The sequence below is a fragment of the Capnocytophaga sp. oral taxon 323 genome, from assembly GCF_001278825.1.
Taxonomy (GTDB): domain Bacteria; phylum Bacteroidota; class Bacteroidia; order Flavobacteriales; family Flavobacteriaceae; genus Capnocytophaga; species Capnocytophaga ochracea.
Genome location: NZ_CP012589.1, coordinates 2,142,983 through 2,152,798, shown reverse-complemented (window position 1 = coordinate 2,152,798; position 9,816 = coordinate 2,142,983). Strand labels below are relative to the sequence as shown.

At 43.8% G+C, this 9,816-nt stretch carries 17 protein-coding genes; 9 read left to right on the top strand and 8 right to left on the bottom strand.

Translation table 11 applies throughout. The features are described from left to right. The 9 genes from AM608_RS09355 to AM608_RS09315 all read left to right on the top strand — a co-directional run bounded on the left by AM608_RS09355 (window position 1) and on the right by AM608_RS09315 (window position 7,010). Window positions 1-336 (top strand): hypothetical protein, encoded by a 336-nt coding sequence (locus tag AM608_RS09355; protein ID WP_053581562.1) that lies wholly within the window; start codon window positions 1-3, stop codon window positions 334-336. Continuing rightward, the gene (locus tag AM608_RS09350) at window positions 314-613 is read left to right on the top strand and encodes a hypothetical protein (protein ID WP_053581561.1); all 300 of its coding nucleotides are present in this window, start codon (window positions 314-316) and stop codon (window positions 611-613) included. The genes AM608_RS09355 and AM608_RS09350 overlap by 23 nt, the downstream gene beginning before the upstream one ends. 48 nt (window positions 614-661) lie before the next feature. Then, window positions 662-1,180 carry a hypothetical protein gene (locus AM608_RS09345; RefSeq protein WP_053581560.1) on the top strand — a complete coding sequence of 173 codons (519 nt, stop codon included), beginning with the start codon at window positions 662-664 and terminating at the stop codon, window positions 1,178-1,180. After that, window positions 1,177-2,694 carry a hypothetical protein gene (locus AM608_RS09340; RefSeq protein ID WP_053581559.1) on the top strand — a complete coding sequence of 506 codons (1,518 nt, stop codon included), beginning with the start codon at window positions 1,177-1,179 and terminating at the stop codon, window positions 2,692-2,694. The genes AM608_RS09345 and AM608_RS09340 overlap by 4 nt, the downstream gene beginning before the upstream one ends. 57 nt (window positions 2,695-2,751) lie before the next feature. Beyond that, a complete protein-coding gene (locus AM608_RS09335; protein ID WP_053581558.1) occupies window positions 2,752-3,180 on the top strand; it encodes a hypothetical protein in 429 nt (142 codons plus the stop codon). Window positions 3,181-3,182: 2 nt separating this feature from the next. After that, window positions 3,183-4,463, top strand: coding sequence for a DUF935 family protein (locus tag AM608_RS12615; RefSeq protein ID WP_053581557.1), 1,281 nt, complete (start codon window positions 3,183-3,185; stop codon window positions 4,461-4,463). 116 nt (window positions 4,464-4,579) lie between these two features. Further along, window positions 4,580-5,815, top strand: a complete 1,236-nt coding sequence (locus tag AM608_RS09325) for a phage minor head protein (RefSeq protein ID WP_053581556.1) — start codon at window positions 4,580-4,582, stop codon at window positions 5,813-5,815. A gap of 155 nt (window positions 5,816-5,970) precedes the next feature. After that, window positions 5,971-6,495, top strand: coding sequence for a phage virion morphogenesis protein (locus AM608_RS09320; protein WP_053581555.1), 525 nt, complete (start codon window positions 5,971-5,973; stop codon window positions 6,493-6,495). Then, complete coding sequence (locus AM608_RS09315; RefSeq protein WP_053581554.1) at window positions 6,495-7,010, top strand: hypothetical protein; 516 nt, start codon at window positions 6,495-6,497, stop codon at window positions 7,008-7,010. Before AM608_RS09320 ends, AM608_RS09315 begins: the two co-directional genes overlap by 1 nt. Here the strand turns inward: AM608_RS09315 and AM608_RS12155 are convergent. The 8 genes from AM608_RS12155 to AM608_RS09285 form a co-directional block, all read right to left on the bottom strand. Further along, the gene (locus AM608_RS12155) at window positions 7,007-7,177 is read right to left on the bottom strand and encodes a hypothetical protein (RefSeq protein ID WP_157466303.1); all 171 of its coding nucleotides are present in this window, start codon (window positions 7,175-7,177) and stop codon (window positions 7,007-7,009) included. The two genes, AM608_RS09315 and AM608_RS12155, sit on opposite strands and share 4 nt — an antisense overlap. Window positions 7,178-7,315: 138 nt before the next feature. Beyond that, entirely contained in the window at window positions 7,316-7,750 is a 435-nt protein-coding gene (locus tag AM608_RS09310) for a hypothetical protein (protein WP_053581553.1), read from the bottom strand. Next, complete coding sequence (locus tag AM608_RS09305; RefSeq protein WP_053581552.1) at window positions 7,750-8,061, bottom strand: hypothetical protein; 312 nt, start codon at window positions 8,059-8,061, stop codon at window positions 7,750-7,752. The genes AM608_RS09310 and AM608_RS09305 overlap by 1 nt, the downstream gene beginning before the upstream one ends. After that, a complete protein-coding gene (locus tag AM608_RS09300; protein WP_053581551.1) occupies window positions 8,058-8,495 on the bottom strand; it encodes a hypothetical protein in 438 nt (145 codons plus the stop codon). Before AM608_RS09300 ends, AM608_RS09305 begins: the two co-directional genes overlap by 4 nt. Window positions 8,496-8,499: 4 nt before the next feature. Beyond that, window positions 8,500-8,802, bottom strand: coding sequence for a hypothetical protein (locus AM608_RS09295; RefSeq protein WP_053581550.1), 303 nt, complete (start codon window positions 8,800-8,802; stop codon window positions 8,500-8,502). Between the two features lie 20 nt (window positions 8,803-8,822). Then, entirely contained in the window at window positions 8,823-9,230 is a 408-nt protein-coding gene (locus AM608_RS09290) for a hypothetical protein (protein WP_157466301.1), read from the bottom strand. Next, complete coding sequence (locus AM608_RS12150; RefSeq protein WP_157466299.1) at window positions 9,218-9,385, bottom strand: hypothetical protein; 168 nt, start codon at window positions 9,383-9,385, stop codon at window positions 9,218-9,220. The genes AM608_RS09290 and AM608_RS12150 overlap by 13 nt, the downstream gene beginning before the upstream one ends. Continuing rightward, window positions 9,372-9,791, bottom strand: a complete 420-nt coding sequence (locus AM608_RS09285; RefSeq protein ID WP_053581548.1) for a hypothetical protein — start codon at window positions 9,789-9,791, stop codon at window positions 9,372-9,374. The genes AM608_RS12150 and AM608_RS09285 overlap by 14 nt, the downstream gene beginning before the upstream one ends. Window positions 9,792-9,816 lie beyond the last annotated feature (25 nt).

Here is a 9,816-nt window from a genome sequence, read left to right as displayed (position 1 = left end):
ATGAACACAGTGGATATATTTACAGCGCTCTTTGGGATGGGTTTTATAGGCACGGCTATCGGATGGATAGTGGAGCGCAAAAAGCGTAATGCTGAAACCCAAACCATTGACATAGAGAACCGAGGCAAGCAGATACAGCAGTATAAGGATATGTTGGACGATTTGCCTATGCGCTATGAAAAGAAGTTTAAAGAGTTTGAAGAGTTGTACAACCGAAAGATTCAGCTCTTAGAGGATGAGATTGCAGTGCAAAAGCGGGTGATTGCCTCACTTAAAGCAGAGAACAGCGAACTGAGAAAAAAGATAAAAGGATATGCAGATAATAGTATTACATAATCAATCTCTATTAGATGCTTGTTTGCAGCACACAGGGAGCCTTGAGGGGCTTTTTGACTTGGCTTTGGCAAATGCTGTAAGTCTTACTGATGAGCTCAGTGCAGGGCAAAACCTTCAGGTGCCTGATGGGATTGCTACCGATAGGGATATTCTCGGCTATTACACGACTCGTGGATTGCAGCCTGCTACTGCCTTCACTGAGGAGGATAAGCAAATCCTCGACCGCAAAGAGGGTATTAGCATTTGGGCTATTCATCTTGATTTTATAGTGAGTTAGTGGTCAGGGGATAGAGGTTAGAAATGAGTATAAACTAAAAGCTAAGATATGGCAAAAGAGACAGAAAAGAAAGCGGCACGCATTTTATTTGTAGAGCAGAATAAAGGCTCTGAGGAGATTGCAGTGCAGCTGAGTGTAAATAAGCGTACGGTAGACCGCTGGGTAAAGGAAGGGGAATGGAAGAAGATACGCGATGCGAAGACGAATGCGGGCAAGGAGCGCATCGAGCGTTTGCAACAGGTGGCTGATTCGCTCACTGAGGAGCGTATCCAAATCATTGAGCGTATTAAAGCTCTTGAGCAGGAAAAGGACAGTGTGGACGACAGTTCAGAGGTGGCTAAGGAGCTGTACGATTTGCGCCGACAGAGTGCAACTATTGACGATGCGATTGCGAAGTGGAATAAGCGCATTGAGAGTGTAAACAAGGAAACGAGGATCACCCTTACGGTGTATATGGAGGTGATGGAAAGTGTCTTTGATGCTTTACGCAGCTTTGACCAAGGGCTTTATATGCAGACGCTCGACTTTCAGGAGGCGCATTTACACGAGATAGCTACTAAGTTATGAAACAGATAGATAAGGTTAAACAGGAACGCTACTTACAGAAACTGGCTTTTGCGCGTTCCTCTGGGGCTCGCTTTGCTGGGGAAACGCCCGAAGAGCGGAGGGCTACCATTGAGGCGTGCCGCAAAGACCCTGCTAAGATGGTCGCCCGTTACTTTGCTCACTATGCCGATGCTCCTTGTGCTGACTTTCAATTGCAATGGGCGGCAATGGTGGGGAAGAACCCTGCTTTTAAAGGTTTCTGTCAGTGGGGGCGTGCGCTTGCCAAATCGGTGTGGAACGATATTTTTATTCCCTTTTGGCTATGGCTGCGGGGTGAGCCTGTGTACTTGGTGATCATCGGCAACTCACAGGAGCGTGCTGAGCAGCTGCTTGAGGATATACGGGCGGAGTTTGAGGTAAATGCTCAAATCCTCGCTGACTTTGGTGAGCAGAAGCAGCTTGGCAGTTGGGAAGATGGTTTTTTTATCACCAAAGGGGGCTTTATTGCTCAGGCTTTGGGTATGGGACAGAACACCCGCGGGCTGCGCGTAAAGAACAAGCGTCCTACGCACATTGTAGCGGACGACTTAGAGGATAGGGAGATCAATAAAAACCCGCGCCGTCAGGCTGAGATAGCCTCGTGGATAGATACGGCTGTTATCCCCACTATGGATGGTAAGTACAGGCGTTTTATTCAGGCGAATAACCGCTTTGCGCCTGTGATGATACAGACCCTTTTGCAGGAGAAGCACCCTACTTGGCGCGTGCATCAGGTGAATGCCTACGACCCCGTAACTTTCGCTCCTACGTGGGCAGGGAAGTACCCTGCTGATTACTTTTACGACTTGGTATATGGTGATAATGGTATCGGTGAGCTGGCAGGAAATGCTGAGTACAACAACGCTCCGCACGTGGAGGGGGTGGTGTTCAAAGATGAGCAGTTTCAATGGGTGCCGCTGCCGCAATTGCGCACTATGGAGTACATCATCGGGCATTGGGATATTGCCTACGCTGGCAACACGACCAGCGACTACAATGCTGTGGTGGTGGAAGGATTAAAGGAGGGGCGTTTTTACGTGATAAGTACCTTCTGTCGCCAAAGCAAGATGCGCGCTGCCGTGGAGTGGATGTGCGACTTTCAGAAGGCTTTGCCCGCTACGGTGGTGGTGCATTGGCAGTATGAGGCGCAGTTTTGGAATGATGAAGTGCAGCGTGTATTAGAGGAAGTGCAGCGCGAGCGAGGGGTACGTCTGAACATCTTTAAGCGCAGCCTTGATAAGAGTAAGAAGTTTGACCGCCTGATGAGTTTGCAGCCTTATTACCAAAATGGGCGTATCTACTACAACGAAAAGCTCAAAGGCTCGGTAGATATGCAAACGGGCACGGGGCAACTTAAAGGGATAGAACCTAACTATAAAGTGCACGACGACTGGGCTGATGCACACCAAATTGCCACCAAAGACCTCGAAATCTATATGCCTGAGAAGAGCTTTAAGGCGGTATTCGTAAAACCTAAAGGCATCAATCGCTGGTGAGTGCTACGAGTGCTACGAGCAGTGCTACGAGCACACCGATTTATATAAGTATTAGTTATGCAGTATTTAAAGAAAGAACAGTTAATATCCAAAGCCTTTGAGCGCTCGATAGATGAGAGTAGCAAAGACTTTGAGCAGGCACTTGCTGAAAGTGAGGGCGAGCATATTGCCATCTTTAAAAGTCTTTTAAAACGCTTTTACAATGTAGAGGCTATTTTTGATAAAGATAAGCCTATCTACAATCCTTTGTTGGGGCGTATCCTCACCTTCTTGGTGCTCTCGGATGTCTTTTCGCGCAATGCCTATCGCAAGTACAACGCTAATAGCTTTACCGAAAAGAACAAAGAATGGGCTGAGAAAGAGCTCGAAAAGCTCTCTAAGGGCATCATCATCTTAGAGGACTTGCCTAAGAAGCCTGACGACCCTAACAACAAGAAAGCCGACAGCATTTTCGGCAACCTCAGAAACGAAGATTTTTACATATAGAGATGAATATATTTAGCAAAGCATACCAAAAGATAGAGGGCTTTGTACTGCGCAAAGCCTCGTACTTAGCCCTAAAAGCAGCCTTGGGCACTTCTCCACGCAGTAGTGCCCCCAGCACTACGCTTCAGCATAGGGCTAAGATGCTCCGCGTGCAGACTTTACAGAGTTGGAAGAGTGCTGTAATGCTTGCCACTGACCTCGAGAACCCCGATAAGGCTCGGCTGCGTGAGCTTTACGACAACTTAGAGCAAGACAACCACCTCGGCTCGGTGGTCGAAAGCCGCATTGCCAAAACTCAGCAATCGCCTTTCAGGGTGGTAAATGAGCACGGCGAGCGCAACGATGAGGCTAAAAAGCTCTTCGAGACGGTGTGGTTCCAAGACTTTGTAAAGTATGTGCTGATGAGCAAGTTTCAAGGTACTACCCTGTTGGAGCTCATCAAAACCGATGGAGAAGGACGCCTTACTGAAGTTACCGAAATACCCCAAGGACACTTCAACGCCCTGAAAGGTATTATCCTCAAAGAGACAGGCGATACCACAGGCACCTCGTATAGGGACGGCAAGCTCAGCAACTATTACATTCAAATAGGTAAGGACTACAACGACCTTGGGCTCTACACCCTCGTCGCTCCTATTGTGCTTGCTAAAAAGCTCGGTTTGGGCTCGTGGTTAGACTACATTGAGAAGTATGGTGTTCCGCCTCTGTTTATCACCACTGACCGCGACGACCAAACACATATAGACCAGCTGCGTGAAGCTGCCGAGAACTTTAAAGCCAGCCCCTTTATGATAGGTGTAGGTGCTGATAAGTTTGAGATACCTAACCTCACAGGCGGCAACAACGGCGAGGGGGTATTCGACAGCCTTATCAAGCGTGCCGACAACGAGATTTCCAAACGCTTCTTAGGCGGTACAGGCTTAACCGATGAGAAGGGCTTTGTAGGATCAGTAGAAGTGCAGTTTGAGCTCGCCTCCTTCCGCTTTGAGTCGGACAAGATACTGGTAAAGCACTACATCAATACCTACCTTATCCCGCTACTGGTTAAGCTCTCACCCCTCTATGCCCCGCTCGCTTCCTTGCGCTTTGAATGGGACGACGAAGAGCCAATGACCACCGAGAAGCTCTGCAACATCGTCCAAACCCTCGGCGTACATTACGACTTCGACCCCGAGCAGGTAGAGGCAATCACAGGGCTGAAAATCGTAGGCATCAAAGATACCACGCCAACGCTCACAGCGATTGGGAACGAAAAAAAAAAAGCCTATACGATAACACCCTAAACGAGCGTTGGCAACTGCGCAAAGCTCTGTTGCGTGCTGAGCAGCTCTATACACATAGCCACTGTGAGTGTGCGCACGACACCCACGCCTTAGACCTTACAGGTTGGCTAAAGGTAATGGAACAAATAGCTAAAGATAGATACAATGGCACCCTCAAAAAAGGAGAACTATCCGACGGCTATATTTTAGAAACCTACAAAGAACTTAATGGGGCTATGTGGGAGGGCTTTGGCAAAGATAACTTCAAGGTGAATAAACAAACGGGAGCTATCTCGCCCGAAGTGCTGCAAATGCAGCGTAACCTATACAAGTTTAGCGGGGCAAAAAACTATGTACTCCTACAGCAAATAAATGAAATCTTACGCTCAGACAAAGGCAAGAATTGGCAAACATTCCTACAAGAAGTACAGAAGCTAAACCCTAAGTACAACAAGAACTACCTTCAAGCTGAGTGGCAAACAGCCAAACAAGCGGGCTACCACGCTGCTAATTGGCAGGAGTATGTAAAGCGTAAAGACTTATACCCTAACCTAAAGTATTGTACCCAAAAAGACGAAAGAGTACGAGAAGAGCATCGCCCCTTAGAGGGCTTTATTGCTCCTATTGAAAGCGACTTTTGGAAGGACTTCTATCCGCCCAATGGCTGGCGTTGCCGTTGCTATGTCGTACAAACAGCGGAACCCGCAAGTATGGGTGATATGCCTCAGCTTAGCGATAAAGACTTTCCTAAAGAGTTTCGTGGTAATGTAGGCATTAGTGGGCAAGTGTTCAAAGAGGATAGCAGCAATCAGGGCAAACCTCATCCTTACTTTGCCCTCGCCTTAGATGCCGACAGCGACACTAAAAAAGCCTTTGAACTAAGCAAACTAAAAGCACCCTATACAGAAGTTTATGAGGCTAAAAACGGGGCAATGGTAAAGGTAAGCCCCTTTGCCGACGAAAGCGACCTTGCTAAAAACCTAAAAAGTGCTATTATCATTGCCGACAACTTGGGCGTAAGTATGAATATACGCCCGCATATAATTATTGAAGGGTATAAGAACCCCGAATATGAGATAAAGGGAAATATAGCCGACAGAAAAGAGTCTATATCTTACACAGGAATCAAAAAGAATTTAGAATACGCAAAAGCACAAGGAGTAGGAACTATTGTGTATGATATTACTGAGTTTAAAGGTTGGTCTGCAACTGATATTACAAAACATCTGAAAGGTAAAATAATGAACTATAAAGGAGCTGATTTTTTGAAAGAAATGTACTTTATCAATGGAAATAGAGCTATTTCTTTCACAAAAGAAGAGTTATTTAAAGACTATTTAAAAATAGTTGAAAAGCTAAAATCATTAAAATAAGCAAAGCCTTAATGTCTAATAAATTAAACATCAAGGCTTTACTCTGGTAGCGGCAGGAGCGCCCTCCCCCCGCGAGTTGTAAAGGATAGCCTATTACACCGCAAAAGTACAAATACTTTTTTAAATAGCAAATAAAAATGATTTAAATTCTATTTATGGCAAATTTTCAGACACCAAACTTTGAGGCTATGGTAAGGGAGATATTTAAAAACATATCCCCAAAGGTAGCACAAAAGGCGCGGACTTTCTTTATGCAATCATTTATAAAGCAGGGCTTCACCGATGCTTCGTTTATCCCTTGGGTAAAGCGTGTAGACGCGTTGCCTCATAAAACACTACAGCAGTCGCTTACGCTCAAAAATAGCCTGCGTATAGCAGAGCAGTCACCTGAAAGGGTAGTGATTTCAGCCGGTGAAAAATTGAGCTATGCAGCTATACACAACGAGGGAGGGACTATAACTGTGAAAGTAACTGATAAAATGCGAAAATACTTTTGGGCTATGTACTATAAAACCCAAAATAATCGCTATAAGGCTATGGCTCTTACTAAAAAAACAAGTCTTACCATACATATACCTAAGCGGCAGTTTATTGGTGAGAGCTATACCTTAGACAAACAATTGGAAAAGCTTATCATAGAGGAAATACACAAAGCAGACGAAAATTTAACTTTTGAATAATGGAACACTGGCAAGATTTATACATAGAACTCGCTGAGCGTATTAGCGAGAAGCTACCCGAAATACGTTGGATAGACCTTTGGCATAACCAAGTAGGCTTCTTAGCTGATGAGCACCCTTTTGGTACGCCTGCCGTATTTATTGGGTTTCGCTCCGCACAAATCAATGATATAGGCGAACTGGTACAGATAGTAGATTTGCAGGTAGATTTTTATTTGTATTACGAGACTTTCTTAGACACTTTCCAAGGGGCCTACAACCAACAAGGAGCATTGGAATTTACCAAGAGCTTAGACGCTCTTTTTGGTAACTTTCACGGCACATCGGGTAGAAACTATAGCAGTATGCGCCGTGTGGCTTTTGCGCCTATAGATACGGGTACAGCAGGCAACTTATACCAGGTTACTTTTGAATGTAAGTTGCACGATAGTAGTGCAATGAAGTATTACGAACCTACGCAAGTACATTTGCAGGTGGAGGATGAGGACAATAAGTATTTTCTAGGAGTAGATTAAACCCTATTGAAGATGATATTTTCGATGGTACGCTCTGAACGTAGAAACTTTTCAGACAAGGTAGATACAATATAGCCGTGTTTAAATTTTTGCTGCTGTGATAGCTTTTCATATTCCTCACGGATAAGAGCGTATAGGCGGGCGGTAAAGTGTCGTTGTCTTTTCATAGTAGAAAGCAATTAGAGAAGTTTTATACTGCAAAAGTACGGCATAATTAGTAAATATGCAAATTAATGAAACGAGCCAATTAGCACTATTACATTTGCTAATTGGCTCGTTTTTTTATTGCTTGTTGCTTGTGTGGCTCACACTTCCCATCGCTTTTGGTTAAGATAGGTCTCGGCGTAGGGCATTGCTGTACCGTCGAGCTTCTTTTTGTTTTTCTCTTTCTCTATGCCTATGAAGGCTTTGATGACTTCTTCGGGCTTGAGCTTTTCAAATTTGCGTTGCGCTACCGACTTAGTACCGATGCGCCCGTAGGTTGCCCAAAAGTCCTCAAAAGTGACGGAGGCGGGGACTTTCCTTATATCTATGATTTTCTTTAGCTCGGTATCTTTGGCGAGTTTTTCCATACGTTCCACCGTAAAGGGAAAAACGTCAATACGCAATAGCCACAACCAACCTTTTTGGGTGAGAGGAGCACCTACACTTTCAAAGGCTTTTAAATCGCCGTTTAAATCGTATTTAAAACAGTGCTCAACGCTTGTGCGCTTACTTTTCATATAAAATAGTGTTTCCATTATGCTAATTGTTCGTTAATATCATAGGTAATTTGCAGAAGGGTTTGGCGTTCGTATTGTCCGTAATGTTCCATTGTAAGGATGTAGCCTAAGAACTTTTCTAACATATCGGCTTCGTAGAGCTTGAGCCAAAACTTGCGTTGTTTTTGCGTAACGAAGCTCATATAAAAGCGGGTGGCTTTAAGGGTTACTTCGCGCATTATGCTGTAAAGTACACGTTGCTCACGGTTGTTGAATAGGGGTTGCCCTATGAAAGTGGCGCGAGCAAGGACTTCAGCTTGGGCACGTGATAAGGTAAGGGGGATTTTCATTGGTTTGCTACTTTATAAAGGTCTATCAGTTTAAGTAAAAGGGCTTCACGAGCTTTCTCATAATGTTTCTCGTAGGCAAACTCCCAACATTCTCCAAAGTCTAATTTTGGGGTGAAAATATAGGCTGAAGTGCCTTTGCTGGTGGCTTCGAGGTTGCCGTAATAGCCTTTTGCTCTGAACCAAGCGAGGGCTTGCTCCCAGGTGGGTATGGTTATATAATTTTTAATTCCTTTATTGTAAAAGAAATTAAATTCTTCTAACGGCTCATACCATTTAAACATACATTTTTCTGAAGCTACTACCGTTATTTCAAGTAATATTTCTCCTATATTGCGATCATAGTATAATATACAAGGCTCATTAAACCCTATTTCTTTGAGTTCTTTGGCGATGTCGAGGGGGACAAGCCAAGTGGGGTATTGTTCTATTTTCATTTTTTTATAGTTTAATTAAGTAAGCTGGTCTTAAAATAAAGCTGTCAAACTCAAACCCGCATAGGTGATGTTTATCTTTTTCTACGTATTGTGCAAAGGAAATGTTAAGGGGTTTGCATCGGGGGTACTCTTCATTAAGTTCATTGGCTTTTTCGATGATGTATTCTTTTATTTTATCCAGCTCCTTTGCTTGGTATAGTTCGCCATCCATTCCTCTGAGAAAACAAGAGAATTGTTCTTGCAACTTGTTCTTAGTTTGTATGCCACCGACTAAATGGCAAAAATAATGTGTAGGTGTTTCTTTCATTTTTAATAGTGTTTAAAGGGTTATAAATTGAGTGATAATTGCAAGCCTTGTGGCTCTTTAAGGTTGTAAAAACTATAAACCTCTGCACGGAGTTTGTCGGCTATGAGGTTGCGTTCGGCTTCTGATATTTGCTTCCTATCAGCATAACTATTGTACTGTATGGCTAATTCGGGTGATTTTTTGAAGCGTTTGTCGTGTAAGATAAGTATTTCCCAAATGCTGTATATATGTTTACTCATTTGGGCGTCTGAGGCTTCCTCTTCTGTTTGATAGCGGATGTGTACTACTTTCATCATTTGCTTTACTTTCTCTTCGGTTTTCCAATGCCACGAGTTTTCAAAGACGATGATTATTGAGGGCTTCCTTATAACTTTTGGGGTGAGCTTCCTAAGCCCATACCATACTCTTAATCGTATTATACTTCCCATTGTTCTTTTGTTAATTGCTTGCCACAATCTTTACAGAATATTGCGGTTACTTCTACTGTAACATAGTGGGCAAGGGTTCGGCGTTCGGTATGCTTGTGAGGGCAATTGGCTAATATGCTAATTTTCTCATTGACTAATTTTCTAACTTCTTTCATATCTCTGTGTTAGCATTTTTTCAAAGATGTTATTTACTTTTCCTACCTCACTGGGGGTGAGGTTTTGGAGGCTTTTTTTGAAAGGGTTTTTGCTACTGCAAAACCACTTACCAAGACGTTTGATGTCGGCATACTTGGGGTTTATTTTATCTCGCCAACCGAGTTCGTGACATAGGGCTAATAGCTTTAAATGTTGCTTGTTTTGGGCATCGAAATAGGCGTGCATCTCGAACTTATAACCAAGGTGCTCGGCAAGGGTGAAAAACTCGTCTTCGGTGAGGTTTTTGGTACTTGGAAGCTCTCTGCCAATAAAGCTACATACAAAGTTTAGGCGGGCTTCTCGGTATCTGAAACGCTTACTTAAAAGGGTTTGGAGGATCTTGATTTGATGGACTTGTATGGTCATTGTTGTTAGGCGTTAGGTTTTAGGG

Bases quoted from the DNA above. Each gene is read 5' to 3' on its own strand.
- AM608_RS09350 (WP_053581561.1), top strand. From the start codon at position 314: ATGCAGATAATAGTATTACATAATCAATCTCTATTAGATGCTTGTTTG.
- AM608_RS09305 (WP_053581552.1), bottom strand. From the start codon at position 8,061: ATGAAAATCCCCCTTACCTTATCACGTGCCCAAGCTGAAGTCCTTGCT.
- AM608_RS09355 (WP_053581562.1), top strand. From the start codon at position 1: ATGAACACAGTGGATATATTTACAGCGCTCTTTGGGATGGGTTTTATA.
- AM608_RS09325 (WP_053581556.1), top strand. From the start codon at position 4,580: ATGGAACAAATAGCTAAAGATAGATACAATGGCACCCTCAAAAAAGGA.
- AM608_RS09340 (WP_053581559.1), top strand. From the start codon at position 1,177: ATGAAACAGATAGATAAGGTTAAACAGGAACGCTACTTACAGAAACTG.
- AM608_RS09345 (WP_053581560.1), top strand. From the start codon at position 662: ATGGCAAAAGAGACAGAAAAGAAAGCGGCACGCATTTTATTTGTAGAG.
- AM608_RS09285 (WP_053581548.1), bottom strand. From the start codon at position 9,791: ATGACCATACAAGTCCATCAAATCAAGATCCTCCAAACCCTTTTAAGT.
- AM608_RS12615 (WP_053581557.1), top strand. From the start codon at position 3,183: ATGAATATATTTAGCAAAGCATACCAAAAGATAGAGGGCTTTGTACTG.
- AM608_RS12155 (WP_157466303.1), bottom strand. From the start codon at position 7,177: ATGAAAAGACAACGACACTTTACCGCCCGCCTATACGCTCTTATCCGT.
- AM608_RS09290 (WP_157466301.1), bottom strand. From the start codon at position 9,230: ATGGGAAGTATAATACGATTAAGAGTATGGTATGGGCTTAGGAAGCTC.
- AM608_RS09335 (WP_053581558.1), top strand. From the start codon at position 2,752: ATGCAGTATTTAAAGAAAGAACAGTTAATATCCAAAGCCTTTGAGCGC.
- AM608_RS09315 (WP_053581554.1), top strand. From the start codon at position 6,495: ATGGAACACTGGCAAGATTTATACATAGAACTCGCTGAGCGTATTAGC.
- AM608_RS09300 (WP_053581551.1), bottom strand. From the start codon at position 8,495: ATGAAAATAGAACAATACCCCACTTGGCTTGTCCCCCTCGACATCGCC.
- AM608_RS09310 (WP_053581553.1), bottom strand. From the start codon at position 7,750: ATGGAAACACTATTTTATATGAAAAGTAAGCGCACAAGCGTTGAGCAC.
- AM608_RS09320 (WP_053581555.1), top strand. From the start codon at position 5,971: ATGGCAAATTTTCAGACACCAAACTTTGAGGCTATGGTAAGGGAGATA.
- AM608_RS12150 (WP_157466299.1), bottom strand. From the start codon at position 9,385: ATGAAAGAAGTTAGAAAATTAGTCAATGAGAAAATTAGCATATTAGCC.
- AM608_RS09295 (WP_053581550.1), bottom strand. From the start codon at position 8,802: ATGAAAGAAACACCTACACATTATTTTTGCCATTTAGTCGGTGGCATA.